The organism is Sphingomonas sp. AX6 (assembly GCF_902506605.1).
Taxonomy (GTDB): Bacteria; Pseudomonadota; Alphaproteobacteria; order Sphingomonadales; family Sphingomonadaceae; genus Sphingomonas.
Window position 1 is genome coordinate 2,153,439 of record NZ_LR733979.1, and the last position, 24,201, is coordinate 2,177,639.

A 24,201-nucleotide genomic window follows, 5' to 3' on the forward strand; every position below is an offset into this window, starting at 1 on the left:
AAATGAAACGCGCCACTAATCGCGCGTCAGACGCGTCCCGCATAGAGCAACCGGCCTTCGCCGAGCCATGCGAACAGACCCGCAAGCTCGGTTTCGCCGACTGCGAAGCAGCCCTGGCTGCGGCCGATCATGCCATGCTTCGCGATCATGTCGGCATTGGCATACCAGGCCGCGTGGATCACGATCGCACGGTCGAGCGCATTGTTGTTGGTCGGATCAAGCCCGATCAGCCGCTGCGAATGATCGTGCTGGCCGTAATAATAATTGGCCGTGACGTACGCGCCTTCGGATGTCGCCTCGGAATCGGGGACGTTCGAGAAATTCTTGAGAAACCCGGTGTGCCCACGGTCCGAACCGCTGCCGTGCGTGACCAGCATGTTGCGGACGGTGCCAGCGTGCAGATCGATCAACTGAAACCGCGGTTTGGCCGAAAAGGGCGTGAAATCGGCGATGGCGAGGCGGTCGTGATAGCGAAAGCGACGGTCGTGACGATCGAGTGACGCCACCGCCTTTTGAAACAATTCGTGCCGGACGCCCGGCGGCGTCGGATAGCTGCGCTTGGCGACGACCGCGGCAGGGGGCGGCTGGATCGGCGTGGGCGCGACCGCAGCGGTCTGCGGCGGGCCGCCCGGCGCGCTGACGCACCCCGGAATGGCCAGCGCACCACCCGCAACCAGTGCGGTTTTGACGAATGCCCGGCGGGAATGCGATACATTCGCCAGCCGTCCTCTTTGTTCCCCAACGCTCTCTACCATGCCGTCCTTATAACATGACGAGGGTTATCGGTCGGTAACCTAAAGCGAATTGGGTCCACCAGCGACCGCACGACATGCCCGGTTGGCCGCGCAACCATGGCGATTTCGTGGCATTCCCAAATCGGGACGGCAGTGGCATCCAATTGCATCGCGACGCGTTTTGCGTTCAGTATCGGGACGATAGCCCGTTGTCCTAGGGGATTCGCCATGAACTGGCCTCGGCCCTTCGCCGTCGCATTGCTGATGTCCGCAAGCGTGATCGCCGCACAGCCTGCGGAGGCGCAGATGGTGCGCATTGCCGACGATCCGCGCAGCGTCGATCTGAAGAACGGCCAGTTCGGTTGGGACGACCGCGCGCTGGCCGCAACGCAAGGCGGCGAGGTCGAGATGGTGATCTCGGTCCCTGCGCAAATGGCGTATATCTTTCGCGACGGACGGATGATCGGCGCGACGACGATTTCGACCGGCAAGAAGGGCAAGGCGACGCCGCTCGGCCTGTTCGAGATCCTGCAAAAGCGCGAGTTCCATCGCTCCAACCTCTATTCCAACGCGCCGATGCCGTTCATGCAACGGCTGACCTGGGACGGGATCGCGCTGCACGGCGGTGACTTGCCCGGCTATCCGGCGTCGCACGGTTGCATCCGGATGCCCAATGCGTTCGCCAAACGACTGTTCGCCCTGACGGCGATGGGAGGACGCGTTCTGGTGACCGACCAACGGATGCCCCAGGACTCCGCGCCGCCCACACCGCCGCCGGTGCTGACCGTGTCTGCCGACCATTACGAAAGCGAACGATACGCGTTCGTGACCGCAGACAAGCGGCTCGCGCCCAGTCCCGGACAGCCGCTCTATGCGCCGAACGAAGTGGTCGCTCAGCCGCTTCGGTGAATAGCCGCTTCGTTGACGCAAATCGATGCTCCATCGAAGCGCATTTGCGATCCGGCAAGCATTTCTCCGGTGAATTACCAACCATGCGCTTGCCCGCGCGCACGCCGCGTGTGCGCTGATCGGCGTACTTCTGCTCCTGCCTCCATTTGGGGGGGCTCGAAGCCGATCGCATCGTCCGATGCATCGGCCTAGCTAACAGGAGAAGATCATGCGTGTGAAATCCGTATTCCTGGCCGCCGCATCTGCAGCCGGCCTTTTCATCGCCGGCCCCGCGCTGGCGCAAACGACGACCGGTGGCGCGACCAACATTGACACGAACAGCGACGACAACATTCAGGTGAATGATGTCCTCGACCTGTTTGTCGTCGATAATGCGCCCGACAGCTATTCGTCGACCTCGACTTCGAGCTGGAGCCTGTCGAAGAGCTACAGCAGCTCGGATACGGCATATCTCGTGTCGGCCAACCAATCGCTGAAGGCGATCAACATCAACAAGGAACTCGACGAAGTCGCCGACTTCGACGGAGTCGATGAGGATCAAAGCAGCGTTGGCTACAACAGCGGCAACAATTCGGTGAACGACAATGCGTTCGCCGCGTTCGCCGGCATCTCGAACAATGCCTGGAACACCGGCTTGAATGCCAACACCCAGGCAGCAACCAACATCGCGGCAATGGGCACCGTCAACTTCGGTGTTTCGGGATGCTGCGTCGATGACGGCACCGGTGGTGGCGATACGGGCGATTGATCGTTTCCCGAGGGACCGGATCGTTCGAGATCCGGTCCCGATGTCGGCTAATTCTTTAGGGGAGTGGGATCATGAAACGGATAATCGCGACCGCAATGACGGTGGCCATGTTCACGATATCGGCAACAGCGTCCGCGCAGCAAAGCGCGCCTGATTCCGCACCGATCACGCCCGATGCCTCGTTGCCGATCTTGCTGTCGGAAACCGAACTGGCGACGACGCGCGGTGGACAGACGTTGATCATCAACAACCAGACGTTGAAGGCGATCACGTCGGGGAACGTCATCGGCGGCGATTACGTCGCAGGCGACATCAGTTTCAGCGACAATGCCTTCGCCAATTTCGCGGGAATCGGAAATTTTACCATCAACACGGGCGCACAGAACAATCTGCAAACCGCGATGATCCTGACGGTCAACGTCACCAACTGATGGGGAAGAACGATGTCGCGGCGGGGATGGTTGTGTCGGGCGGCTTGCGTCGCCTTATGCGGATGGTCGGTGACGGCGCAGGCGCAGGTTCGCCTTGGCCCCGATGCCGGGGGGCATTCCGAAGTCACGGTGATGAGCTGGTGGCAGATCCCGTTCCGATCGGTGATCCGCCAGCAATATGATTTTAGCTGCGGCTCCGCGGCGCTCGCGACGCTCCTCAACTATCATTATCACCATCCGATCAACGAGCAGCAAAGCTTTGCCGCGATGTGGCGGGTCGGCGACCGGGAGGCGATCAAGAAGGTGGGGTTTTCGCTCGCGGACATGCGCAGCTTCCTTATCTCCGAAGGCTATCGCTCCGAAGGCTTCAAGCTGACCATGACGCAGCTCGGCCAGTTGCGCCGCCCGGTGATCGTGCTGATGGACCTGGAAGGTTTCAAGCATTTCGTGGTGGTCAAAGGCATGCAGGATGGCCAGGTGCTGACCGGCGACCCCATGCTCGGCATCGTCAAATATGACGCCAAGGATTTCGAGCGTTACTGGAACGGCATCGTGCTGGCGATCATGTCCGGGCCGATCCGGGAACGCCCGATTTATAACCTAATCACCGACTGGAACCCCTGGGCGCGCGCGCCGCTGGGCGACGAGGCTTCGAACCAATTTTCCATCGGCGACCTGACCACGTTTCTGCCGCCGGAATATCAGATTTCACCGACCCTGTTGCTCGACGTGCGCGTCGGCACGGTCAATTGAGGGAGGTCGTGATGCGACCCATCGTCCACACGCTGATCCTGTTGCCCGCCGCGCTGCTGCTGGCGGCGAATGACCGGGTGGTGCCCACGACCAGCGACGAACTCGACCTGACCGCGCTCGAGGCGCTGGATGAAAGCCTGCTCGCCGAAGAGCGCGGCGGTTTTACCATGAACGGCATGACCATCTCGCTCGGCGCGGAATTCCGCACCTATATCAAGGACGAACTCGTCCTGCGTACGACCGTCAGTTGGCGGCCGGAAGGCATGACGCGCGACGAATGGGCGTCCGCTGCGATCAGCCAGGCCACCGCCGAACAACTGCGCGATGGCGTGTTGTCGGGCAACGGCATCACGATGCGAGTCGGCGACCAGAGCGTATATCTGGCCAATGCCGGCCAGACCGCGCTTATTCACCGTACCGATGGCGGGCTGCAGAATGTCCTGCTCAACACCGCCAGCAATACCGACATCCGGCAGGAAGCCGATATCGCGCTCGACATTGCGGGTTATGCGGCGTTCGGCGGGGCGATTACCGATGCGATGCGGATATCGGGTTTGAACGACGCGATCGATCATTCGGCGATCGGCACCTTGCCCTGATCGCCCCGACCCCGTCTTCGACGTTGCCCGGGCGCCCGCGGACTCACCCCCCTGAGTCCGCGGGCTTTTTCTTTAGCTTCAGAATGTCCAGGGCGCGCGGACGGTGATCCCGATGTCGGGCGCGTCCTGCGTCACGCCGATTTCGAACGCCACGTTGAGCGCCGATTTGGGATTGAGCCGGTACGACATGCCGAACGTCAGCGATCCGACCTGAAGCGGCCTAGATTGCTCCACGGTCCCCCCGATTTCGGTGCTGGTCGCGAAGATGTAGCTGTGACGATAGCCCATCGAATAGGAAAAGCGCGGGTTGAGCGCGAAGCCGAACCCGAGGCTGCCACTGATCGCATCGCCGGGATCGACACGACCGACGGCGGCGCCGCCGACATTCCGATCGACGTTGCGCGGAAGATGCGCGAGATAGCCTGCACTGCCGAAGATCACCACCGGGTCGGACGGCAGCAGCATATTGATCGACGGCTGGATGCCCCAGAACCCCGAGCCCGTCGACAGGCCGGTGGCGACGCCGAATTCGTCGTATCCGATCGAGAACGGCCCGCGTCCGGTATCGCTCTTCACCCGCAATCCGGCGATGAAGATGGGGTTCATCCCCTTTTGGCCGTTGAGCTGATAGCGCGCACCGAATTCAACGTCGCCGATATCGTTTCCTTCGAGGCTGATCGATCGGACGATTCCTTCGTCGCGTTGCTGGGCGACCTCGATCCGGTCGTAACGGTGAACGAACGGCACCCGCACTTCGAACTCGAGCCGCGAGGTAAGGCCATAGCGCGCGCCGAGCGTACTGACGAACGAGTCGCGCCGGGCCTTGCTCGCTTCAATCAGCCCGACCTGGATGCCGGGGATCAATTCGAAGCCGCGGAATACCAGGCGATCGGTCGCCGACTGGTTATATTCCAGACTGGGGTCGAACACCAATCGACCGCGCGGCGTCAGCACCCCTTGTTCCTGAGGGACGGCAGCGGCCTGGATCCGGGTGTCGGCCTCGACCGCCTGGCGTTCGCCCACCGGCGCATCGGGCATCGGCACATCCTGTCCGGGCGCGGGCGGCGGCGGGGGGGTGTTCTGGATGCCGGAAAAGCGGTTGCCGCCCGGATAGCCCATGCCGCGATAGGTGACGAGTTCGTCGGCGCTGACGATCTTGCGAAGCGCCTCGATCTCGGCCTGTTGTTCGTCGATCTGCGTCTGCTGGGCACGGATCAGCGCTTCCAGCCGGCGGATATCATTTGCGACATTCGCGTCCTGCGCCAGTACGGGCGGCGCCGCGGTACACAGGAGCATTGTCGCAAAGGCCAAGGTCGAAACTGTCGAACGACGGGTACGAGCACGCATGTCCACCTCCTGTCATTTGTCGTTTACGCCACGAGTTGCTGGGGTTGCGGGGGATCGAATTCGCGTGGATCGATGCCCGAGATCTCCGCAAGCCGGTCGGGGGCGACCACCTGAAAATGATGGTGGGCGACGATGCGGATCAGCCCGCGCCGCGCCAGATCGCAAAGCGTGCGGCTGACCGTGTGCATGGTCAGGCCCAGATGATCGGCGATATCGACGCGTGGCATCGGCAGGTCGAATGCGGCGCGGTTCCCAAGCCGCTTGCTCATGCACAGAATGAATCCCGCGAGCCGCTCCGTCGCAGTCGGCAGGCCCATCAGGGCCAGACACTGATGGGTGTCGCGCACGACGCGTCCCCAGGGCGCGGACGCATGGGCATGCTCGCCCCCGAATGCGTGATAGGAAAGGATCATCGGGGTGAGCGACTCGGCACAGGCATCGCGGTTGCCATATTCGAGCCCAATGACGTCGCCCGGCACCGCAAAGGCCAGCACCTGCCGTCGCCCATCGCACCGGAATTGGCAGACGCGGGCAATGCCCTCGACCACTTCGTACCAGCCTCGGGCGACATCACCCTGCCGGAATATCGTGGCGTCACGCGTGAAATGGCGTCGCGTAGCCGCGGGCTGACAGCCCTCTTGCCGGTCGAAATCCATGCTTTGCCCCTGTTCGTCTAAAACGACGCTCGAGTGGCATCCGGCTAATGCCGGTTGAAGGATCACGGCCCGAAAAGACCCCCTGCCTGGCACTGGCATACTAAGGGCGAGACATGATATACATCCGTAATGATCCCGATTGCGCGGCTCCGTGATTCTACGGCAGCGCATCGGAGGAAGGCCGGCTGTATCGCCGGACAAGGCCGAAAGCGGTCGACGAATGCCGAGAGTCGCGTGTCGTTTTTTCGATACCTCTTTGCGATCGCGCAATCGTAAACCGGCAGTTTTGCGTCATTGCGTGAGCATCCCGATGGGAGGGCGAGCATGACTGGCACCACCAACGTTTTGGACGAAAAGCGCCGCACCGCGGCGCGGGGCGCGGGGCGCGCCGTCATGAATTTCGACCGGATGACGCCGCCCCGACCGCGCGTGCGCGGCGTCGTTGGTCGCACGCCCGCGAATGACGGGCACGCGCCGGCGATCGAAATCCTGCCGCCCGGCAATGCGATGGGCGCGTCCGACGCGCAGCTCGCGATCGACGCGGGACAGCCGAACGTCGATGTCATCGTCGGCGCGGATATGCGCAGTATGGTCATGACGATTTTGGTCGAAGCCGGTTTCCTCGCGCGGTTCTGGCAACAGGGGGTGGCGTTCGTTCGCGCTGCGCCCAAGCTTGCACCGGGTTGCGTGCTGATCGACGTGCGCAAGCCCGATCGGTTCGGCATGGACGTGCAAGAGGCGATCCAGGCTTCGGGACTTGCCTGGCCGATCATCGCGATCACCAGCCAGGGCGATGTGCCGACGACGGTGGCCGTGTTGAAGGCAGGGGCGGAGACCGTGATCGAGGCACCGGTCGATAGCGAAGCGCTGCGATCCGCGATCCGCGATGCGGCGCGACGGTTGAGCGAAACCGACGCCAACGACGAAGTGCGCCACGCCTATCGCTGCCTGTCGCTGCTGACTCGCCGCGAGACCGAGGTGTTGCGCGGGCTGGTCGCGGGACTTCCCAACAAGACGATCGCCTACGACCTGGGGATCAGTCCGCGCACGGTCGAGGTGTACCGCGCCAACATCATGCATAAATTCGAGGCGCGAAGTCTGTCCGATGTGCTGCGCTACGCGTTCGCCGCGAAATTTGGCTGAATGGCGCGCCCGGAGGGAGTCGAACCCCCGACCGAGGAGGTAGAAGCTCCTTGCTCTATCCAGCTGAGCTACGGGCGCGCACGCACGCCTCGATAGCGGCAATTGCACGGGTGCGAAACCGGGTTCATAGCCTTGCGCGTGAAGGATGTTTGCCGGGGGTGGGCGATGGCGCAGCAGGAACGGGCGCAGAGTGTGAACGCGACCGAAATCGGTGCGGGCGGCTTTCGCTATGTCGATTTCGTCATGGCGGCATTCGTCGCCGTCCTGTTGCTGTCGAATGTGATCGGCGCGGGCAAGGTCGCGGCGGTCGATGTCGGCGGCTGGCCGTTCGTGTTCGGGGCGGGCATCCTGTTCTTTCCGCTTTCCTATGTCCTCGGCGATGTGATGACCGAAGTGTACGGCTATGCCCGCGCGCGGCGGATCATCTGGGCGGGGTTCGCGGCGATGCTCTTCATGGCGGCGATGAGCTGGGTGGTGGTCGCGATGCCCCCCGCCGACGATTGGCAAGGGCAGGCAGCATACGAAGCGGTGTTCGGCGCTGTGCCGCGCATCGTCGCGGCGTCGATCGTCGCCTTCTGGGCGGGCGAGTTCGTCAATTCCTACGTGCTGGCGCGGATGAAGCTGTGGACGAAGGGGCGGATGCTGTGGACCCGCACGATCGGATCGACGGTGGTCGGGCAGGGGGTCGACAGCCTGATCTTCTATCCGCTGGCGTTCCTCGGCGTGTGGTCGACCAGTCAGGTGCTCACCGTCATGGCGACCAACTGGGCGCTGAAAGTGCTGTGGGAAGTGGTGCTGACGCCCGTCACCTATGCGGTGGTCGGTTGGCTCAAGCAGCGCGAAGGCGTGGACGTGTTCGATGCGGGGACCGATTTCACGCCGTTCCGGACGCGGGTGTGACGGGTCTGTTGCCGGACGCCAAGGCGTGGCTGATCGACCTGCTTGGGATGTCGAAGGACGCGTTGCACGTCCATATCGGGCTTGCCGTCTTTTTCGGAGCGATGTTGTTATTCCGCCGACGCATCGGTGACGGCTTGCCGTGGATGATCGTGCTGGCGGTGGCCCTGATCGGAGAAGCATGGGACATTCGCGACCGGTGGGCGGCGGGGGTGAGTGCCTATCCTGCCGGGCATATACACGACGTTATCAATACACTGTTCTGGCCGACGCTGATCACGATATTCGGGTTGATGCGGGGACGCCTCAAGCGACGACGCTGAGCAACCCTTCGAATAATCGCCGTCCGTCATCATTGCCGTGTGCGGCTTCGATCGCGCGTTCGGGGTGGGGCATCATGCCGAGCACATTGCCCTTGGCGTTCAGCACGCCGGCGATGTGCCGCGCCGCGCCGTTGACGTGCTCGTTGTAGCGGAACGCCACGCGGTCATCGTCTTCGAGTCTGTCGAGCGTGTCTTCGTCGGCGAAATAATTGCCGTCGTGATGCGCGACCGGCACCGTGATGACCTCGCCATGTTCATAGCCGCGGGTGAACGTCGCGCGTGCATTGGCGACCGACAGCTTCACGTCGCGACACACGAAGTTCAGGTCAGAATTTCGCATCAGCGCGCCGGGCAGCAGGCCGATTTCGGTCAGCACCTGAAACCCGTTGCAGACGCCTAGCACCGGCACACCGCGTGTCGCCGCATCGGCCACCGCGCGGACGATCGGAGAGCGGGCAGCGATCGCACCACAGCGCAAATAATCGCCGTAGGAGAAACCGCCGGGGAGCGCGATGAGATCGACGCCTGCGGGCAGGTCGTTGTCACCGTGCCAGACCATCGCGGGTTTCACGCCGGTAACCGCTTCCAGCGCCACCGCCATGTCGCGGTCGCAGTTCGATCCGGGAAAGACGATGACCGCGGTCTTCATGCGCGCTCAATCCGGTAATTCTCGATCACGGTATTGGCGAGCAGTTTGCGGCACATTGCGTCGATATCCTCGTCGCTGGTGCCATCGGCGAGTTCGAGGTCGATGGTCTTGCCCATGCGGACATCGCCGACCCCTTCGAAGCCCAGCGATCCCAGCGCATGTTCGATCGCCTTACCTTGCGGGTCGAGCACGCCGTTCTTGAGAGAGACGAGGACGCGGACTTTCATGGGATGCGGCTTCCGGTTGGGTGATCGGGTTGGCTCGGCCTATGGCCCCGTGGGCCGCGAATCGCAACCTGCTACACCCCAAACCCCGTTTGTTTCGAGCGAAGTCGAGAAACGCCCACGAACGCCCAGCCACGTTTCTCGACTTTGCTCGAAACAAACGGAGGGCGGGCGGGATGGTATCAAACGTGCGTCGCGCTCCACGCCGCGAAGCGATCGGCCCAGCCACGGGCGGGGTGGTTTTCGCCATTGCCGACGCCGAAGCCGTGGCCACCCTTTTCATAGAGATGCGCCTCTACCGGCACGCCTGCCGCACGCGCGACGGCGATCAGCATCAGACTCATGTCCACGGGTACGACGGGATCGTCCATCGCGTGGACCAGGAACAGCGGGGGCGTGTCGGGATTGACGCGAACGTCGGGGGACAATCGCGCCACATCCGCGCGGTCCGGTTTCGGGCCGAGCAGGTTTTCCGCCGAAACGCTGTGCGTCGCGCGCGCCGCGAGCGTCGACACAGGATAGATCAGGCCTGCGAAATCGGGGCGCGCGGGCAATTCATCTACGCGGTCGATGGGGGCATAGACGCGGTCGTTATAGGCGGTGGCGAGCACGCCGCCGAGATGACCGCCCGCGGAAAAGCCTGCGATCCCGACCTTGTTCGGGTCGATGCCGAAGCTCTGCGCGTTCGATCGAATCATGCGGATTGCGCGCTGCGCGTCCTGTACCGGTGCGTTGGCGCGGTCGGTCCATCCATCGATCGGCAGGCGGTAATTGAGAACGAACACGCTGATGCCATGTGGCGTCAGCGCACGGGCGATGTTCGAGCCCTCATTCTCGACCGAGACGCCCGAATAGCCACCGCCGGGAATCGACAGCACTGCGCGTCCATCGGGCTTCGCCGCGCGATAGACCGACAGGGTGGGCATATCGACGCCCTTGCGATCCGCGGGCCGCGTCGCGGGTGCGCCAGGAGGGGCTTTCGGCCACAGATTCAGCGTCTGGCGAGCGGGCCAGGTGAGCGGGTCGGGGCTGGTCGGGGCCGCGGTCTGCGCACGGGAGGCACCGGCGGCGGCAGTCAAAGCGAGCCCGGACCCGATGAGCGTGCGGCGGTCGATCGTCATGATACGCGGATACTCCATGAATTCGGTAAGCGGATGCGGTTTTCCCTCAGTGGAACAGCGCGATGCCCGCGTGCAAGACCAAACCAACCAAAGCTGCCGACGACAGCACGAAGAACAGGAACCGCACCGACACCTTGTTCCAGACCGCCTGAACGATGCTGTGCAGGATGCGAAACCCGACATAGGCCCAGGCGAGGATGGCGTTGAAGCCTTCTCCTTGGCCAATCATCGCCAGCACCAGGGCGACGGCGTAGAAGAGCGTCGGCTGTTCCATCAGGTGGTTGTAGTTGTGCGCCTTCCACTGAATGGCGGGCGGCAGCGCCAGATCGGCGTCGGAGGCCTTCGTGCCGCGCAACTTGCTGAGATCAATTCCGCTTTTTCGCATCGCGGGAAGGCGAGTGGCCATCATCCAGAACATCATGACCAGCGTCCAGCCGAGCAGGACGACGACGGGTTGCAGGATCGATGCGTGTGCCATGTGAAAAGCCTCCCCCGAGCATGTGTCGGGGGAGGCTGCATCAATGGGTTGTGAAGCGCAACGGATTTGGTTGGCAGGTCGTCACCCTTGTTGGTCGTTACGAGCGAAGCGAAGCAATCCAGCCGAGCAAGCGAACACTTTGGATTGCTTCGCTGACGCTCGCAATGACGGGCAAGCTTACGAGAAAAGCTTAGCCCAGCCGCGCTTCGCACGATCCTTCCAATGCCCGCGATGATAGGCGTCCGACGCCAGCAGCGGCATCACCGAACCGGCCTCCGCGAAGACCATCTGTTCGATGCCGGTATTCACCTTGCCCCAGCTTGCCGCTTCCTGAAGCGTCGAGGAGGAACAAGCGCCGTCGCGAACGTCGGCGACAGTGATCTGGACGGCGTATTTGTGGACCTCGACATCGTCATGGCCCAGGATTTCTGCGCAGACCACGGTGTCCTGAATGAAGTTCTTGGGCACGCCGCCACCGATCATGAGCAAACCGGTGGTGCCCGCCGCGATCTTGATTTCGGTCAGCTCGCGGAAGTCGGCGATCGCGTCGAGGACCATGTACGGCTTGCCTGCCTTCGCCGCATCGACCTGATGCTTCACCAGGCCGAAGCCCGCCGACGAATCGACGAATGCCGGGCAGAAGATCGGCACGTCATGCTCATAGGCGAGCTTGACCAAGCTGTTGTCCTTCTTGCCGTGCTCGACCAGATATTTGCCCATCTCGCGGATGAAGGCGCGGCTCGAATAGGGCTTGGCTTCCAGCGTCTCGGCGATTTCGAAGATCGTGTGATCGACGTGCTGAAGCGCTTCCTCGTCGATGTACGTATCGTAGATACGGTCGATGTAGAGCGAACGCAACGTGTCGTCATCGGGCACTTCCAACGCCTGATAATGTTTGTGGCCCAGCCCTTCGAAGAAATCCATGTCGACGATGGTCGCGCCCGTGGCGACGATCACGTCGACCATGTTGTTGCGCACCAGCTCGGCGTAGAGGTCCATGCACCCGCCCGCGCTGGTCGAACCGGCGATCACAAGGACGACGGTGCAATCCTTGTCGGCGAGCATGTCGTTGTAGATCTTGGTCGCACGGCCCAGGTCGCGGCTGGTGAAGCTCATATCGGCCATCGCATCGACGATCGGACGCGCGTCGAAGCTGGTGATGTCGATGTGTTTGACCTGCTTGGAGAGCAGCTCTGCCTTGCGCTGGTCATTCGGGCGGGCGTCGTTGATGGTGTCGGTCATGGTTCCTCCAAGACAATAAGCGGCGTCGTTCAGGGGACGGGTAAACCCTAGTAAAAATAGGCCGTCGCCCCGGCGCAAGCCGGGGTCTCATGCGGCATGAGATGCCAGCTTTCGCTGGCATGACGGTTATGGGTGGTAGCCTGTTACAGCGTGAAGACGTTCGACGCGACCCGCGTGTCGGCTTCGTCGTCGAGATAGAGCGACGCCATCGGTTCGTCGGTCACTTCGACGATTTCGTCCGATCCGAAGCCGTTGAACGCGGTCCGCATCGCCGATCCGTATGCGCCGAGCATCCCGATCTCGATATAGTCGCCCGCGCGGATATCGGCGGGAAGCTCGAACGGACCGGCCATGTGATCGAGGTCGTCACAGGTCGGGCCGTAAAAGCTGAACGGCATATCCTTGGCGTTCGAATCGGGTTCGCGCAGCAAGCGGACGGGAAAGCGCCAGCCGATATGCGCAGCATCGAACAGTGCGCCATAGGCGCCGTCGTTGATGTAGAGTTCATCGCCGCGCCGTTTTTCGACACGGACGATCAGCGACGAATATTCCGCGCAAAGTGCTCGGCCCGGTTCCGCCCACAGTTCCGCCGAATAGCTGATCGGCAAGCTTTCGAACGCCCGGTGGATCGTCTCGAAATATGCCTCGAGCGCAGGGGGCTCCATGCCCGGATAGGTGGAGGGGAATCCGCCGCCGACATCGATCACGTCCACCGTCACCGCTGCTTCGACGATGGCGGCGCGAACGCGCTCCATCGCTTCGGCATAGGCGTCAGGCGACATCGCCTGCGAGCCGACGTGGAAACAGATGCCGAGCGCGTCCGCCGCCTGGCGTGCCGCGAACAGCAATTCCTTCGCCTCGCCCGGCAAGACGCCGAACTTTGAGGCAAGCGACAGCTTCGAGTGATCAGACGATACGCGCAGCCGGACGCACAGCGTCAGGTCGGTCGCATTGCCCGTGGCGCGAAGAACCTTTTCCAGTTCTTCCATCGTGTCGAGCGAGAAGGTGCGGACGCCGTGCGTGTGATACGCCTCTGCAATCGCTTCCTCGGCCTTGACCGGGTGCATGAAGCAGAGCGTCGCGTCCGGCAGCGTGCGGGCGACCATGCGGACTTCGCCGATCGAGGCGACGTCGTAATGCGTCACACCCGCATCCCACAGGATACGAACGAGTTCGGGCGAGGGATTCGCCTTCACCGCGTAAAGCGTCTTGCCGGGAAATTTCTCGACAAAGAATCGTGCGGCCCGGCTTGCGGCATGGGGACGGACGAGCGTGACCGGGTTAATCGGTCGGAGGGCTGTGGCTAGCCCGAGCGCGCTATGATGGTTGTGCAATTCAAGGGACCTCCGATGCCAGGGCAGGCCCTGGTCTTACGATTGAAATTCACTGCCTTGCGGTGGAAGTCCCATGGGGCAGCGGACGGCTCACATAGGAGGGGTGTACCCCCATGTAAAGTCTTGTCGGCACGCAAGTTCCGCGCGAGGGTCCACCCGTGACCATCGTAAGACAGCCCACCCGCGCCGGCGTGCGCGATGCCGCAGCCAAAATTGCAGACATCCTGCCCGAAACGCCGCTTTTCATACGCGACATTCGCGGGGTGCCGATCGCGTTCAAAGCCGAATCGCTGCAACCAATGGGCGCGTTCAAACTGCGCGGTGCATGGCACCGGCTGACCGTGCTGGACGATGACACGCGGCAAAAGGGCGTGGTCGCTTTCTCGTCCGGCAATCATGCGCAGGGGATCGCCTGGGCAGCGCAGCGGCTGGGCATGCCCGCGACCATCGTGATGCCGTTGGACGCGCCCCGGGTGAAGCGCGACGCGACGCTGGCCATGGGGGCCGAAGTCGTCAGTTACGACCGCAAAACAGAGAATCGCGAAAAGATCGCCGCGCACCTGGCGCATTCGCGCGGTGCGGTGCTCGTCCCCAGCTTCGACGACCCCTGGGTGATCGAGGGGCAGGGCAGCGCCGCGCTGGAGGCGGCGATGCAGATGGAGGATCTGGGGCTGGACGAACCCATCCATGTCGTCGTGCCGTGCGGCGGCGGTGGGCTGGCGGCGGGATCGGCGCTGGCGCTGCCCGATTCCCGGATCACCGTGGTCGAGCCCGAAGGCTGGGACGATATGCGCCGCAGCCTGGAGGCCGGCTGGATCGAACCGGTCGGACCCGATGCGCCGCCGACCGCCTGCGATTCGCTTCAGACGATGGAAGTGTCCCCGCGGACGTTCGAGGTGCTGGCGCGGCGCGGTGCGACGGGGGTGGCGGTCAGCGAGCGTGAAATCCGCGATGCGCAACGCTGGGCGGTGCGGCACCTGAACCTCATCATCGAACCCGGCGGTGCGGTGGCGCTCGCTGCATTGCTGTCGGGCAAGGTCGAGGTGGAGGAGGGGATGCTGGTCATCCTCTCGGGTGGCAATGTCGATCCGGAAGCCTTTGCCAAGGTTTTGGCCAGCGTGGATTGATTAAAGGTCCACGCCCGCGGCAATCGCTTCGAGCTTGCGGATGCGTTCCTTCAGGTCGGCGATTTCGATCCGGGCGCTGGCGTTGCCGGTCGGGACCGGGTCGGCATGGCCGTCGTGATGGTGGCCGACGAACGACATTTCCTGACGTTTGAGGGCGAGCCATCCGCGCCATCCGGCGAGGCTGGCGGCGATCACCATGCCCAGCGCCGCCAATCCGGCCGCTGCCATGATCATGTAGAAATCGGGGCTGTTCATCATCTCTACTCCCGTCATCAGCTGCGGTTCTTGTCGCGCAGCCGCTCGATTTCGTGGTCGAGGCGCAGGCTGCCTTCATTGTCGGTCACGACGCGTTCGAGCACGGCGACACGGTCCTTCAGCGTGCGGACTTCGTCGGTCAGCCGCTTGTTGTCGGCGGCGGTGGCGGCGTCGTTACGGTCGAAAAATTCGTTGCCGTGCTTGTCCTTCCGCATCCCGTATTTGGCGCGCAGCACGCTGCCGATGGTGACGAGGAAGACGATCGCGACGACCATTTCGAAGGGGTTCATGGGGCGGCTCCCTGGTTACGGTGGGCGGTTCAGGCGGCGGTTTCGACTTCGCGGGCCAGGCGTTCGGCGCGGCGCAGCGGGCGATCGCGCTTTTCCGCGATGAACACGCCGCCGGCGGTCAGCAGGGTCATGACGACGATAAATCCGATAAACATTGTGTTGGTCCTTAGTTGAGCGGGCGGTCGCGCAGCCGTTCGATCTCGTCGGAGAGTTCGAGGCCGCGGTCGGTGATGATGCGTTCCAGCACCTGCATGCGTTGTTCTAGGCGTTCGGTGTGCGCCGCATATTGCGCGGCCTTCTCGGCGGTCTGGGCGCTCATCAATTCAAGCTGCTTTTCCTTGAACTTGATATGGCGCTTGTAGACGTCGCCCAAGACACCGGCGATGACTGGGATTCCGACGACGATTAGAAAAAACCAGATGTAACCGGGCATGGCGGGCGCTCCTCAGTTGGCCGGGCCGCGCAGCTGTTCGATCTCGCGATCGAGCAGATGGCTGCTGTCGGTGACGATGCGTTCGACATTGGCGAGGCGATCCTTGACCGAACCGAGTTCGGCGCGGAGCTGGGCGTTTTCCTGGCTGAGCAGTTTGACCCGCTCCAGCGTTTCGCCGCTGTTCTTCGGATAGACTGCCTGACCCCAGGCACCGTCGAGCGGATAGCCGTTCTTGATCCGCATCCAGGTGGTGAGCACCCAGCCGACCATCCCGGCCACGCCGACGATCGCGACCATCGGTCCGATCACCTGCAGAATTGCGACTTTTTCCATCGTCTCGGTTCCTTACTTGCGGCTCAGCGCAGTTCGTCGATTTCGCGCGCGGTGCGGGCTGCCGGATCGGTGGCGATGCGCTCCAGCACTGCGATGCGTTCTTCGAGGCGCGTCACCTTACCGTGTAGTTTCTCGTTCTCGCTGGTCAGCAGACCCACTTTGCGTTCGGCCTCCGGATCGTTGCGGGTGACGCTGCCAACCCATTCGTTTTCGATCGGATACCCGTGCTTGGCGCGGATCCAGGTGCTGATCAGCCAGCCACCCGTGCAGACCGCAATGATGGCGATGACGAAGGCGGGTCCACCGAAACTCATCTCAAACTCCTCCCTTTATGCTTCCGTGCTTTTCAGCGCAGGCGCTCGATCTCGTCGGCGAGCTGGGTGTTGCGGCTGGTGTAGAAGGTTTCCATGTTCGCCAGCCGACGGTCGATGTCGCGTAGTTTCGAGCGTACTTCCGCGGTGGTGCGCTTCGGGTTCGACCGGGTGCGCTGCCAGAACTTCTCGTCCTCTTCGTTCTCATAGAGGCCGATCGGCTTTTTTGGCGCGATCAATCCGGTGGCGACATAGGCGATCAGCATGGCGCCCTGGGTGAAGACAGTCAGCATGACCATGCCGACGCGAACCAGCGTCAGGTCGACACCCGTGTAATCGGCAATCCCGGCGCAGACGCCCATCCACTTGGCATTCTGTTTGTCGAGGTAGAATTTGGTGCGGGTCGCGGACATGTCAGCTCCTCCGGGTATAGTCGAGTTCGGGGCGGGTCGGCGTCGATCCGACCTGGGCACGGAAATCGGGGTTGTCGGCAGCAACGATGCGTTCGATCGTGTCGAGGCGGTCGTCGAGGCGGCGGGCCATCTGGTGCAGCTCGTCGAGCAACTGCTCGTCCTCGCCGGTCATCGAGGGTGCCTGCTTCCACTTGGTGATGTAGTGGAAGATCACCCAGGGGAGGCCGATGAACAGCATCCCGACGATGACGATGGGAAGAAAAACGTCTTCCATGCGCTCAGCCCTCCTTGTTCATGCGCGCCTTGAGCGCCTGAAGTTCGGCATCGACCTTTTCAGACGCGTTCAGCTCGGCGATTTCCTCTTCGAGCGTCTTGGGCGGAGCGCCCAGCGATAGCGCGTCGGCGCGGCCTTCGGCGAAATCGACGCGGCGTTCGAGGACATCGAAACGGCTGAACGCATCCTCGGTCTTCGCGCCGCCCAATACTTCGCGCATCCGGAAGCGGTTGTTCGCCGATTCCAGTCGGGTATTGATCGAATTCTGGCGAGTGCGCGCTTCCGACAACTTCTTTTGAAGCTTGGCGATGTCGCCTTCGGATGCACGCAGCGCATCGTCGAGCACCAGAATTTCGGCGGTAAGCTGATCGGCCATGTCGGCGGCTTTCTGACGCTCGATCAAGGCAGCCTTGGCCAGATCCTCGCGGTCCTTCGACAGCGCCAGTTCGGCCTTTTCGGTCCAGCTTTCCTGAAGTTTTTCGAGCTTCGCGATGTGGCGACGCATTTCCTTCTGGTCGGCGATAGTGCGCGCAGCGGATGCGCGGACCTCGACCAGGGTTTCCTCCATTTCGAGGATGATCATGCGGATCATCTTTGCCGGATCTTCCGCCTTGTCGAGCAAGTCGGTCATGTTGGCGGCGATGATGTCGCGGGTTCGCGAGAAAATGCCCATTTGAAGTCAACTCCTTCGTGCGAAACGCATTTTTACAAAATGGCCGGGGTGGGATGGGGCGTCCTGCCCCGGCCATGTCGCCATTCCATCCGGCGGATGGTCAAGCTGTCTTTCCCTGAACGTCAGGTTCTCCCTGAACCCTTGTTTCCACCGCTGATCGGGTGGTTGCGCTTAGCATTGCAGGGGGCGTGCCAATTTGCGGTTTGCCCATTTCGCGGGGGTTTCATTCATCGCAGTGAAATGTGGCTTGCCAAGTGTTGGGAAAATACGCCAACCCTTACGCATGGAACGCACGACCCAGGTTATCGGCCAATCCTCGGCCTTTCTCGACACGCTGGAACGCGCCAGCCGTGCCGCCGCGCTCGACCGCCCTGTGCTGGTCATCGGCGAGCGTGGGACGGGCAAGGAGTTGGTGGCGGAACGCCTGCACCGACTGTCCCCGCGCTGGGACCAGCCGTTGGTCATCATGAACTGCGCGGCCTTGCCCGAAACACTGATCGAAGCCGAATTGTTCGGGCATGAGGCAGGCGCGTTCACCGGCGCGACGCGGGCGCGGGCAGGGCGGTTCGAGGAGGCGGACAAGGGGACGTTGTTCCTTGACGAACTCGGCACCTTGTCGATGGCGGCGCAGGACCGGTTGCTGCGCGCGGTCGAATATGGAGAGATTACGCGGATCGGCTCGTCGCGGCCGATACGGGTCGATGTGCGGATCGTGGCGGCGACCAACGAGCATTTGCCCGACAAGGTCGACCGGCACCAGTTTCGCGCCGATCTGCTCGACCGGTTGAGTTTCGAGGTGGTGACGATCCCGCCGCTGCGCGCGCGACCCGGCGACGTGATGGTGCTGGCCGAACATTTCGGGCGGCGGATGGCATCCGAGATCGGCTGGGACGACTGGCCGGGGTTCGGCCCGGAGGCGACCGACGCGCTGACCCAATATCGCTGGCCGGGCAATGTGCGCGAACTGCGCAACGTGGTCGAGCGCGCAGTCTATCGCTGGGAACGCGATGGGCCGATCGAGCAGATCGAGATCGACCCGTTCGATTCACCCTATCGCCCGCGGGGCAGGGGGGCGGGGTCGATGAACGCGCAGCGTCGGGATCAGGCGGCGGCGGAACCGGTCGAGGCCGAAGCGCCGGTGGCGGTGGACGCTGTGCCCGTGCTCGACGGCGCCGATTTCAAAACGCGGGTATCGCAATTCGAAAAGACGCTGCTCCAGCGCGCAATGGCGGAGCACCGCTTCAACCAGCGCGCGACCGCGGACGGGCTGGGCCTAACCTATGACCAGTTGCGCCATGCGCTGAGGCGGCACGGAATGCTGGGAAACTGAACATGGGGCAGGCTGGCTCGCAGTAAACCCGGCCTTAACCCTTGATCGCCATGGTCCGCAGCCGGGGAGCCGCGGGACCAGATGGACGATCTGCTACAGGAATTCATTGCCGAGACGCGCGAGACGCTAGAGGCGTTGTCGGGCGAGATCGTCGCGTGGGAAGCCACGCCCGACGACCGCGGGCGGCTCGATGCGATTTTTCGCTTCGTCCATACGGTGAAGGGAAGCTGCGGCTTCCTGGACCTGCCGCGGCTCGCAAAACTCTCCCATGCTGCCGAAGACGTACTGGCGCAGGTGCGCGACGGCGAACGTCGCCCGGACAAGGCGCTGGTCAACGCGGTGCTCGCGATCGTCGATCGCATCGGCGAAATCGTCGAGGCCATCGACACTGGAACGGCGCTGGCCGATTCGGGCGAAGAATTGCTGATCGCGGCGCTCGCCGAGGGCGCTGCCGGTCCGACGCCCGCGCCGCACGCCATGGCGGTCGCCCAGCGCGCACCATCGCGCAGCGTGCGCCTGTCGGTCGATCTGCTCGACCGGATGATGGGCGGCATGTCGGACATGGTGCTGGCGCGCAACGAACTCTCCCGGCGCTTGCGAGAACATGATGTCGACCCTGCGGTCGAAGCCGCGCTGGAACGCATGTCGGCGACCGTCTCCGACCTCCGCGACACCGTAACCCGCACGCGGATGCAGAAACTCGATGCGTTGTTTTCCGCGTTGCCCCGTATGGTGCGCGATACCGCCGCCGAACTCGGCAAGTCGGTAACGCTGGCGGTCGAGGGCGCCGATGTCGAACTCGATCGCGAAATGATCGAGGTGATGCGCGATCCGTTGGTCCACATCATCCGCAACGCGATCGACCACGGGCTTGAGGCACCTGAAGAGCGTGTGAAGGCCGGCAAGCGTCCCAACGGGCGGCTGGTCGTCTCGGCGCGCCAGTCGGGCAATCAGATCATCATTGAAATCGCCGACGACGGACGCGGGATCGACGTCGAGCGCGTGATTGCCAAGCTCGCGGGCCAGGGCCGCGACGCCAAGGAGCTGCGCGCGCTGCCCGACAAGGCCAAGCTGGGCCTGATCTTCGAACCCGGGCTGACCACCAAGGATGCGGTCACCGCGATCTCCGGGCGCGGGGTCGGCATGGACGTGGTGCGATCGTCGATCGACCAGATCGGTGGGCGGCTCGACATGGACAACCGGCCCGGACAAGGCCTGTCGATCGCGATCCACGTGCCGCTGACCCTGTCGATCATGCCGACCATCGTCGTCGAAGTGCGTGGCCATCACTTCGCGATCGCGCGCCAGGCGATCGAGGAGATCGTCTCGTCGGGCGGAGACGCCATTCGCATCGACCGGCTGGGCAGTGCTACTGTCGCAACGGTGCGCGACCGGCGTCTGCCACTGATCGATCTGGCCGGATTGCTGGACCTTTCCGACGGTGCGGCCAGCCATGGCTCCCAGATGCTGGTGATCGTCAATCTGGGCAATGGAAGCTGCGCCATCGCGGTCGACGGGGTCATCGACAACGAGGAACTGGTTATCAAGCCTGCCGCGCCTGCGGTGATGGCGGCGGGCATCTATGCCGGGCAAACCTTGCCCGACAGCGGATTGCCGATGCTGCTGCTCGATTGCGCGGGCGTGGCGAGCGCGGCAGGGCTGCGGTTCGACCGTGACATCTTCGTCGGCGAGGACGAAGCGGAGGCGATCGACGAGGAACCGGCGGTCCCTATGCTGTTGTTCGATGATCTCGACCGCAGGCGGCGCGCCGTGCCGCTGGCCGCGATCGACCGGATCGAACAGGCGTTGCCCGAACAGATTCAACGATCGGGCGGGCGGCTTCGCCTCTCGATCGACGGCGAACTCGTGCCGCTGTTCGCGACCGGCGACACGGTGCCCAGCGGCAGCCTGTCGGTGCTTCGCCTGTCGGACGGCGCGATCGATTGCGCCTATGCCGTCATCGAGGCGATCGACATCGTCGATTATCGCGGTCGCATCGTCGCGGCCGAATCGGATGGCGCAATCGCCGGCGTCGCGCTGATCGGGGAGGATCCGGTTGAGGTGATCGACACCCACTGGATATTGTCCGAACTCAGCCACGCCCAACGCGATGCCGATGCATCGCCGCTATGCCTGATCGCAGGCGGTGACGAGGCTTGGGCGCGGACGTTCCTGCGTCCGATGCTGGAGCGTGCGGGTTACCGCGTCGCGACCGAAGCCCGAACGGGCGAGCGTCCCGCGCTGGTGCTGGCCACCGACGATACGATCGAATTGCCCGACATGGGCGTGCCGGTGATCCGGCTGGCGTCCGCGCCGGGCGCCGCGGGCAGCATCTATCGCTACGACCGGGCGGGTCTCGCCGCTGCGCTCAAGGCCCATGCCGTCAAGGGAGCCGCGTAATGGCCGAACTGTTCCTGATTGCCGAGCTGGCGGGTCGTCGCGTCGCGTTCCCGTCTGCCGATGTCGAATCGGTGGTCGATGTGGGGCAAGTGGTGCCGGTCCCGCGTGTCGCGCCCGAAGTGGCGGGTGTCGCGGCACTCCGCAGTCGCGTCGTCACGGTGATCGACAGCCGCGTCGCACTGGGGATGCCCGCCGACGGACGCACCCGCAAACGCGCAGTCGTCGCGGGGGTGGACGGCCACAGCTATGCCCTGCTGGTCGATGCGCTGGACGACGTCACCCCGCTCGAATGTTTGAGCATGGGCAGCGGCGTTGCGCTGGAGCCGAAATGGCGCCGCGCGGTGTGCGGCCTGGTCGAGCGCGACGGCGAACCGATCCCGGTGCTGCGTCCCGCCGCGCTGGTGCCGGGTTCTGCGCCTGCGCTGGATTAACGGGACGCTTACGAAATTCTGTCAGGCATGGGCCTGGGTCCAATGCCTTAATGGGGGCGAGTAGTTCATGAAATCCTGTCTGGTGGTCGATGATTCGAAAGTCATCCGCAAGGTCGCGCGACATATTCTTGAGACGCTCGATTATTCGGTGCGCGAAGCAGGCGACGGTCGCGAGGCGCTGGATGCGTGCATCGCAGAGACGCCCGACATCATCCTGCTCGACTGGAACATGCCGGTAATGAACGGGATGGATTTCCTGCGCGCGCTGCGGGAGACCGATCTGCCGAAGCGACCCAAGGTCGTATTCTGCACCACCGAAAACGGCATGGCCTACATCCGCGCCGCGATCGAAGCGGGTGCGGACGAATATGTCATGAAGCCGTTCGACCGCGAAACCATTGAGAGCAAGCTCCAGATCGTCGGGATGGCGTAACCAGCCATGTCCGCGGTTGCCCTGAAATCCGGCGAGCCCGTGACATCGCAGCGGCGTCCACGGGTGCTGATCGTCGATGACAGCTCGGTCGCTCGCGCTGTGATCGAACGCATCGTCGGCGAATCGGGTCGGTTCGATGTGGCAGCCGCATTGCCCGATGCAGCGACCGCATTATCCTGGCTGACGAATGAGCGCGTCGATGTGATGCTGCTAGATATCGACATGCCGGGAATCGATGGGCTGACCGCGTTACCCGACCTGATCGAAGCGGGCGGGAATGCGCGCGTAATCGTCGTCTCGTCATCAGCGCATGATGGCCAGGCGGCAAGCATTCAGGCGCTGGCGCTGGGTGCCGCCGACACGATGGTAAAACCCGTCGCAGGCAGCCTTGCGGGCCATTTTTCGCGCACGTTGATCGAGCGACTGACGCGGTTGGTCGACATGTCCGAACGCAGCGACGCCATGGTGGTCGAACCGCTGCCGTCCAAGCCGTTCGGAAAGGTCGATCTGCTGGCGATCGGCGCATCGACGGGCGGCATTCACGCGCTGGGCCAATTGCTTCGCGCGTTGCCGCGCAGTTTCGACGCGCCGATCCTGATCACCCAGCATCTGCCCGCGACCTTCATGCCCTATTTTGCGGCACAGGTGGCGGTGCTTGCCGGACGACCCTGCGACGTCGCCGCCGAACATATGCGTATCCGCCCCGGTCGCGCGATCATTGCGCCGGGCGACGCGCATATCCGGGTGGTCAAGACCAGCGACGGCGCGGCGATCCGGCTCGACCGGGACAAGGCGGTCAGCGGCTGTATGCCGTCGGTCGATCCGATGTTCGATTCGATCGCGCGCGTATTCGGCGACCGGGCGTGCGGCGTGGTGCTGAGCGGGATGGGACGCGACGGACTGGACGGCGCACGTGCGCTGTCGAAAGCAGGGGGACTGGTCGTGGCGCAGGACAAGGCGACATCGGTCGTATGGGGCATGCCCGGCGCCGTCGCGCAGGCTGGCGTCGCTCGTGCGGTGCTGCCGCCCGAAGTGATCGGGCGACTATTGGCGGCGGGGGCGAGCGCATGAGCTATCAGGCACCGATGTCACAGGCCGCCGGTCCCGCGTCGCGATCGATCGAGGTGATCGCGACGACGCTGGAGGCGCATACCGGCCAGCGTATCGCGCAGAACCGGATGTGGCGCGTCGAAACATCGCTGAAACCGTTGCTTCGCGATCATGGATTATGCTCGCTCGACGCGCTGGCCAATCGGCTGGCGGAGGGGCGCGACACGCGGCTGATCGGCCAGGTGATCGACGCGCTGCTCAATCAGGAAACCAGTTTTTTTCGCGATGGCGGCGTGCTGGAAGAAGCGGTGGACGCGGTGTTGGCGATGGAGTTCGGCACCGTGCGCAGGCGCGCGCGCATCTGGTCGGCAGGTTGTTCGACGGGGCAGGAGCCATTGTCGCTCGCGATTCTGTTGTCGGAACGGCTGTCGCAGAAATCGGGCATATTTCCCGAAATCAGCGCCACCGACGTGTCCGAATCGGCAATCGCCCGCGCACAGGCAGGCCGCTATTCGCAGTTCGAGATCCAGCGCGGAATGCCGATCCGGCGCATGATCACCTGGTTCGACAGCGCCGACGAGGTGTGGAGCGCGAAGGCGGAACTGATCCGGCGCATCACGTATCGCCGCGCCAGCCTGCTGGATGCGCCCGCGCCGATTGGCCAGTTCGACCTGATCCTGTGCCGCAACGTGCTGTTCTATTTCTCCGCCGAAGTGCGCGCGCGTGCCTTTGCCCGAATCGCCGAGGCACTGCGGCCCGGCGGGTTGCTGGTGCTGGGGGCGGGAGAGACGGTGATCGGGCAGACCAAGCTGCTCAAGCCATCGGTCGCACATCGCGGCTTTTACGAGCGCGCCGACTGA

Annotated in this window: 33 protein-coding genes and 1 tRNA gene; 15 read left to right on the forward strand and 19 right to left on the reverse strand. The window is 63.6% G+C overall.

Going from position 1 to position 24,201, the window contains the following annotated elements:
- Positions 1-26: 26 nt before the first annotated feature.
- Positions 27-755 carry a murein L,D-transpeptidase catalytic domain family protein gene (locus ENHY17A_RS10440; protein WP_159712491.1) on the reverse strand — a complete coding sequence of 243 codons (729 nt, stop codon included), beginning with the start codon at positions 753-755 and terminating at the stop codon, positions 27-29.
- Between the two features lie 207 nt (positions 756-962).
- On the opposite strand from ENHY17A_RS10440, the gene ENHY17A_RS10445 reads away from it, so the two are divergent.
- The 5 genes from ENHY17A_RS10445 to ENHY17A_RS10465 all read left to right on the forward strand — a co-directional run bounded on the left by ENHY17A_RS10445 (position 963) and on the right by ENHY17A_RS10465 (position 4,174).
- Positions 963-1,643, forward strand: a complete 681-nt coding sequence (locus ENHY17A_RS10445) for a L,D-transpeptidase family protein (protein WP_236547880.1) — start codon at positions 963-965, stop codon at positions 1,641-1,643.
- Between the two features lie 208 nt (positions 1,644-1,851).
- Entirely contained in the window at positions 1,852-2,391 is a 540-nt protein-coding gene (locus ENHY17A_RS10450) for a hypothetical protein (protein ID WP_159712493.1), read from the forward strand.
- 71 nt (positions 2,392-2,462) lie between these two features.
- A complete protein-coding gene (locus ENHY17A_RS10455; RefSeq protein WP_159712495.1) occupies positions 2,463-2,822 on the forward strand; it encodes a hypothetical protein in 360 nt (119 codons plus the stop codon).
- Between the two features lie 69 nt (positions 2,823-2,891).
- Positions 2,892-3,575, forward strand: coding sequence for a C39 family peptidase (locus ENHY17A_RS10460; RefSeq protein WP_159712497.1), 684 nt, complete (start codon positions 2,892-2,894; stop codon positions 3,573-3,575).
- 11 nt (positions 3,576-3,586) lie between these two features.
- Positions 3,587-4,174: a hypothetical protein gene (locus ENHY17A_RS10465; protein WP_159712499.1), complete on the forward strand. Its 588-nt coding sequence runs from the start codon at positions 3,587-3,589 to the stop codon at positions 4,172-4,174.
- Between the two features lie 78 nt (positions 4,175-4,252).
- On the opposite strand, the gene ENHY17A_RS10470 is transcribed toward ENHY17A_RS10465, so the two are convergent.
- Together ENHY17A_RS10470 and ENHY17A_RS10475 are read right to left on the reverse strand one after the other, a co-directional pair.
- Positions 4,253-5,470, reverse strand: a complete 1,218-nt coding sequence (locus tag ENHY17A_RS10470; protein ID WP_236547881.1) for a DUF3187 family protein — start codon at positions 5,468-5,470, stop codon at positions 4,253-4,255.
- A 74-nt stretch (positions 5,471-5,544) separates the two neighbouring features.
- The gene (locus ENHY17A_RS10475) at positions 5,545-6,177 is read right to left on the reverse strand and encodes a Crp/Fnr family transcriptional regulator (protein WP_159712503.1); all 633 of its coding nucleotides are present in this window, start codon (positions 6,175-6,177) and stop codon (positions 5,545-5,547) included.
- Between the two features lie 324 nt (positions 6,178-6,501).
- Here ENHY17A_RS10475 and ENHY17A_RS10480 point away from each other — a divergent pair, with 324 nt between their 5' ends.
- Entirely contained in the window at positions 6,502-7,320 is an 819-nt protein-coding gene (locus ENHY17A_RS10480) for a response regulator transcription factor (RefSeq protein WP_159712505.1), read from the forward strand.
- 1 nt (position 7,321) lies between these two features.
- Here ENHY17A_RS10480 and ENHY17A_RS10485 read toward each other — a convergent pair.
- A tRNA-Arg gene (locus ENHY17A_RS10485) sits at positions 7,322-7,398 on the reverse strand.
- Positions 7,399-7,485: 87 nt separating this feature from the next.
- Between ENHY17A_RS10485 and ENHY17A_RS10490 the strand changes: the two genes are divergently transcribed.
- Together ENHY17A_RS10490 and ENHY17A_RS10495 are read left to right on the forward strand one after the other, a co-directional pair.
- Positions 7,486-8,220 (forward strand): queuosine precursor transporter, encoded by a 735-nt coding sequence (locus tag ENHY17A_RS10490; RefSeq protein WP_159712507.1) that lies wholly within the window; start codon positions 7,486-7,488, stop codon positions 8,218-8,220.
- Complete coding sequence (locus ENHY17A_RS10495; protein WP_201296384.1) at positions 8,217-8,540, forward strand: hypothetical protein; 324 nt, start codon at positions 8,217-8,219, stop codon at positions 8,538-8,540. The genes ENHY17A_RS10490 and ENHY17A_RS10495 overlap by 4 nt, the downstream gene beginning before the upstream one ends.
- On the opposite strand, the gene purQ is transcribed toward ENHY17A_RS10495, so the two are convergent.
- The 6 genes from purQ to ENHY17A_RS10525 form a co-directional block, all read right to left on the reverse strand.
- On the reverse strand, positions 8,524-9,189 hold the full coding sequence (gene purQ, locus ENHY17A_RS10500) for a phosphoribosylformylglycinamidine synthase subunit PurQ (protein ID WP_159712509.1): 666 nt from the start codon (positions 9,187-9,189) through the stop codon (positions 8,524-8,526). The genes ENHY17A_RS10495 and purQ overlap by 17 nt on opposite strands.
- A complete protein-coding gene (purS, locus tag ENHY17A_RS10505) occupies positions 9,186-9,416 on the reverse strand; it encodes a phosphoribosylformylglycinamidine synthase subunit PurS (protein ID WP_159712511.1) in 231 nt (76 codons plus the stop codon). Before purS ends, purQ begins: the two co-directional genes overlap by 4 nt.
- Before the next feature lie 179 nt (positions 9,417-9,595).
- Entirely contained in the window at positions 9,596-10,534 is a 939-nt protein-coding gene (locus tag ENHY17A_RS10510) for an alpha/beta hydrolase (protein WP_159712513.1), read from the reverse strand.
- Between the two features lie 46 nt (positions 10,535-10,580).
- Entirely contained in the window at positions 10,581-11,012 is a 432-nt protein-coding gene (locus ENHY17A_RS10515) for an MAPEG family protein (RefSeq protein WP_159712515.1), read from the reverse strand.
- Positions 11,013-11,189: 177 nt separating this feature from the next.
- Complete coding sequence (locus tag ENHY17A_RS10520) at positions 11,190-12,254, reverse strand: 1,9-bis(guanidino)-5-aza-nonane synthase (RefSeq protein ID WP_159712517.1); 1,065 nt, start codon at positions 12,252-12,254, stop codon at positions 11,190-11,192.
- A 143-nt stretch (positions 12,255-12,397) separates the two neighbouring features.
- Positions 12,398-13,588, reverse strand: a complete 1,191-nt coding sequence (locus tag ENHY17A_RS10525; protein ID WP_159712519.1) for a type III PLP-dependent enzyme — start codon at positions 13,586-13,588, stop codon at positions 12,398-12,400.
- Positions 13,589-13,746: 158 nt separating this feature from the next.
- On the opposite strand from ENHY17A_RS10525, the gene ENHY17A_RS10530 reads away from it, so the two are divergent.
- Positions 13,747-14,715, forward strand: a complete 969-nt coding sequence (locus tag ENHY17A_RS10530; protein WP_236547882.1) for a threonine ammonia-lyase — start codon at positions 13,747-13,749, stop codon at positions 14,713-14,715.
- Here the strand turns inward: ENHY17A_RS10530 and ENHY17A_RS10535 are convergent, their stop codons facing one another.
- Genes ENHY17A_RS10535 through pspA form a run of 9 tightly spaced genes read right to left on the reverse strand, consistent with a single transcriptional unit; the run spans position 14,716 to position 17,697 of the window.
- Positions 14,716-14,970, reverse strand: coding sequence for a hypothetical protein (locus ENHY17A_RS10535; RefSeq protein WP_159714479.1), 255 nt, complete (start codon positions 14,968-14,970; stop codon positions 14,716-14,718).
- Between the two features lie 17 nt (positions 14,971-14,987).
- Positions 14,988-15,260 (reverse strand): hypothetical protein, encoded by a 273-nt coding sequence (locus tag ENHY17A_RS10540; RefSeq protein ID WP_159712521.1) that lies wholly within the window; start codon positions 15,258-15,260, stop codon positions 14,988-14,990.
- 29 nt (positions 15,261-15,289) lie between these two features.
- Entirely contained in the window at positions 15,290-15,415 is a 126-nt protein-coding gene (locus ENHY17A_RS14835) for a hypothetical protein (RefSeq protein ID WP_268893994.1), read from the reverse strand.
- A gap of 11 nt (positions 15,416-15,426) precedes the next feature.
- Complete coding sequence (locus ENHY17A_RS10545; protein ID WP_159712523.1) at positions 15,427-15,693, reverse strand: hypothetical protein; 267 nt, start codon at positions 15,691-15,693, stop codon at positions 15,427-15,429.
- A 12-nt stretch (positions 15,694-15,705) separates the two neighbouring features.
- A complete protein-coding gene (locus ENHY17A_RS10550) occupies positions 15,706-16,026 on the reverse strand; it encodes a hypothetical protein (RefSeq protein WP_236547884.1) in 321 nt (106 codons plus the stop codon).
- 23 nt (positions 16,027-16,049) lie between these two features.
- Positions 16,050-16,340: a hypothetical protein gene (locus ENHY17A_RS10555; protein WP_159712525.1), complete on the reverse strand. Its 291-nt coding sequence runs from the start codon at positions 16,338-16,340 to the stop codon at positions 16,050-16,052.
- A gap of 32 nt (positions 16,341-16,372) precedes the next feature.
- Positions 16,373-16,750 (reverse strand): envelope stress response membrane protein PspC, encoded by a 378-nt coding sequence (gene pspC, locus ENHY17A_RS10560; protein WP_159712527.1) that lies wholly within the window; start codon positions 16,748-16,750, stop codon positions 16,373-16,375.
- Position 16,751: 1 nt separating this feature from the next.
- Positions 16,752-17,024 carry an envelope stress response membrane protein PspB gene (gene pspB, locus ENHY17A_RS10565; protein WP_159712529.1) on the reverse strand — a complete coding sequence of 91 codons (273 nt, stop codon included), beginning with the start codon at positions 17,022-17,024 and terminating at the stop codon, positions 16,752-16,754.
- Between the two features lie 4 nt (positions 17,025-17,028).
- Positions 17,029-17,697, reverse strand: a complete 669-nt coding sequence (pspA, locus tag ENHY17A_RS10570; protein ID WP_159712531.1) for a phage shock protein PspA — start codon at positions 17,695-17,697, stop codon at positions 17,029-17,031.
- 283 nt (positions 17,698-17,980) lie between these two features.
- Here pspA and pspF point away from each other — a divergent pair, with 283 nt between their 5' ends.
- The 6 genes from pspF (at position 17,981) to ENHY17A_RS10600 (ending at position 24,201) form a co-directional block, all read left to right on the forward strand.
- The gene (gene pspF / locus ENHY17A_RS10575) at positions 17,981-19,027 is read left to right on the forward strand and encodes a phage shock protein operon transcriptional activator (protein ID WP_159712533.1); all 1,047 of its coding nucleotides are present in this window, start codon (positions 17,981-17,983) and stop codon (positions 19,025-19,027) included.
- Positions 19,028-19,108: 81 nt separating this feature from the next.
- Positions 19,109-21,427, forward strand: coding sequence for a chemotaxis protein CheA (locus ENHY17A_RS10580; protein WP_159712535.1), 2,319 nt, complete (start codon positions 19,109-19,111; stop codon positions 21,425-21,427).
- The gene (locus ENHY17A_RS10585; protein WP_159712537.1) at positions 21,427-21,858 is read left to right on the forward strand and encodes a chemotaxis protein CheW; all 432 of its coding nucleotides are present in this window, start codon (positions 21,427-21,429) and stop codon (positions 21,856-21,858) included. The genes ENHY17A_RS10580 and ENHY17A_RS10585 overlap by 1 nt, the downstream gene beginning before the upstream one ends.
- A gap of 67 nt (positions 21,859-21,925) precedes the next feature.
- Positions 21,926-22,291, forward strand: coding sequence for a response regulator (locus ENHY17A_RS10590; RefSeq protein ID WP_159712539.1), 366 nt, complete (start codon positions 21,926-21,928; stop codon positions 22,289-22,291).
- Positions 22,292-22,297: 6 nt separating this feature from the next.
- On the forward strand, positions 22,298-23,362 hold the full coding sequence (gene cheB / locus ENHY17A_RS10595; protein WP_159712541.1) for a chemotaxis-specific protein-glutamate methyltransferase CheB: 1,065 nt from the start codon (positions 22,298-22,300) through the stop codon (positions 23,360-23,362).
- Positions 23,359-24,201 carry a CheR family methyltransferase gene (locus ENHY17A_RS10600; protein WP_236547885.1) on the forward strand — a complete coding sequence of 281 codons (843 nt, stop codon included), beginning with the start codon at positions 23,359-23,361 and terminating at the stop codon, positions 24,199-24,201. The genes cheB and ENHY17A_RS10600 overlap by 4 nt, the downstream gene beginning before the upstream one ends.

Excerpts from the sequence above, each read along its gene's own strand:
- ENHY17A_RS10590 (WP_159712539.1), top strand. The coding sequence starts at position 21,926 with ATGAAATCCTGTCTGGTGGTCGATGATTCGAAAGTCATCCGCAAGGTC.
- ENHY17A_RS10515 (WP_159712515.1), bottom strand. The coding sequence starts at position 11,012 with ATGGCACACGCATCGATCCTGCAACCCGTCGTCGTCCTGCTCGGCTGG.
- ENHY17A_RS10580 (WP_159712535.1), top strand. The coding sequence starts at position 19,109 with ATGGACGATCTGCTACAGGAATTCATTGCCGAGACGCGCGAGACGCTA.
- ENHY17A_RS10550 (WP_236547884.1), bottom strand. The coding sequence starts at position 16,026 with ATGGAAAAAGTCGCAATTCTGCAGGTGATCGGACCGATGGTCGCGATC.
- ENHY17A_RS10535 (WP_159714479.1), bottom strand. The coding sequence starts at position 14,970 with ATGAACAGCCCCGATTTCTACATGATCATGGCAGCGGCCGGATTGGCG.
- pspC (WP_159712527.1), bottom strand. The coding sequence starts at position 16,750 with ATGTCCGCGACCCGCACCAAATTCTACCTCGACAAACAGAATGCCAAG.
- ENHY17A_RS10510 (WP_159712513.1), bottom strand. The coding sequence starts at position 10,534 with ATGACGATCGACCGCCGCACGCTCATCGGGTCCGGGCTCGCTTTGACT.
- ENHY17A_RS10465 (WP_159712499.1), top strand. The coding sequence starts at position 3,587 with ATGCGACCCATCGTCCACACGCTGATCCTGTTGCCCGCCGCGCTGCTG.
- purS (WP_159712511.1), bottom strand. The coding sequence starts at position 9,416 with ATGAAAGTCCGCGTCCTCGTCTCTCTCAAGAACGGCGTGCTCGACCCG.
- ENHY17A_RS10440 (WP_159712491.1), bottom strand. The coding sequence starts at position 755 with ATGGTAGAGAGCGTTGGGGAACAAAGAGGACGGCTGGCGAATGTATCG.
- ENHY17A_RS10450 (WP_159712493.1), top strand. The coding sequence starts at position 1,852 with ATGCGTGTGAAATCCGTATTCCTGGCCGCCGCATCTGCAGCCGGCCTT.
- pspB (WP_159712529.1), bottom strand. The coding sequence starts at position 17,024 with ATGGAAGACGTTTTTCTTCCCATCGTCATCGTCGGGATGCTGTTCATC.
- ENHY17A_RS10600 (WP_236547885.1), top strand. The coding sequence starts at position 23,359 with ATGAGCTATCAGGCACCGATGTCACAGGCCGCCGGTCCCGCGTCGCGA.
- pspA (WP_159712531.1), bottom strand. The coding sequence starts at position 17,697 with ATGGGCATTTTCTCGCGAACCCGCGACATCATCGCCGCCAACATGACC.
- ENHY17A_RS10555 (WP_159712525.1), bottom strand. The coding sequence starts at position 16,340 with ATGAGTTTCGGTGGACCCGCCTTCGTCATCGCCATCATTGCGGTCTGC.
- ENHY17A_RS10475 (WP_159712503.1), bottom strand. The coding sequence starts at position 6,177 with ATGGATTTCGACCGGCAAGAGGGCTGTCAGCCCGCGGCTACGCGACGC.
- ENHY17A_RS14835 (WP_268893994.1), bottom strand. The coding sequence starts at position 15,415 with ATGTTTATCGGATTTATCGTCGTCATGACCCTGCTGACCGCCGGCGGC.
- ENHY17A_RS10545 (WP_159712523.1), bottom strand. The coding sequence starts at position 15,693 with ATGCCCGGTTACATCTGGTTTTTTCTAATCGTCGTCGGAATCCCAGTC.
- ENHY17A_RS10490 (WP_159712507.1), top strand. The coding sequence starts at position 7,486 with ATGGCGCAGCAGGAACGGGCGCAGAGTGTGAACGCGACCGAAATCGGT.
- ENHY17A_RS10470 (WP_236547881.1), bottom strand. The coding sequence starts at position 5,470 with ATGCTCCTGTGTACCGCGGCGCCGCCCGTACTGGCGCAGGACGCGAAT.
- purQ (WP_159712509.1), bottom strand. The coding sequence starts at position 9,189 with ATGAAGACCGCGGTCATCGTCTTTCCCGGATCGAACTGCGACCGCGAC.
- ENHY17A_RS10480 (WP_159712505.1), top strand. The coding sequence starts at position 6,502 with ATGACTGGCACCACCAACGTTTTGGACGAAAAGCGCCGCACCGCGGCG.
- ENHY17A_RS10455 (WP_159712495.1), top strand. The coding sequence starts at position 2,463 with ATGAAACGGATAATCGCGACCGCAATGACGGTGGCCATGTTCACGATA.
- ENHY17A_RS10445 (WP_236547880.1), top strand. The coding sequence starts at position 963 with ATGAACTGGCCTCGGCCCTTCGCCGTCGCATTGCTGATGTCCGCAAGC.
- ENHY17A_RS10520 (WP_159712517.1), bottom strand. The coding sequence starts at position 12,254 with ATGACCGACACCATCAACGACGCCCGCCCGAATGACCAGCGCAAGGCA.
- pspF (WP_159712533.1), top strand. The coding sequence starts at position 17,981 with ATGGAACGCACGACCCAGGTTATCGGCCAATCCTCGGCCTTTCTCGAC.
- cheB (WP_159712541.1), top strand. The coding sequence starts at position 22,298 with ATGTCCGCGGTTGCCCTGAAATCCGGCGAGCCCGTGACATCGCAGCGG.
- ENHY17A_RS10540 (WP_159712521.1), bottom strand. The coding sequence starts at position 15,260 with ATGAACCCCTTCGAAATGGTCGTCGCGATCGTCTTCCTCGTCACCATC.
- ENHY17A_RS10585 (WP_159712537.1), top strand. The coding sequence starts at position 21,427 with ATGGCCGAACTGTTCCTGATTGCCGAGCTGGCGGGTCGTCGCGTCGCG.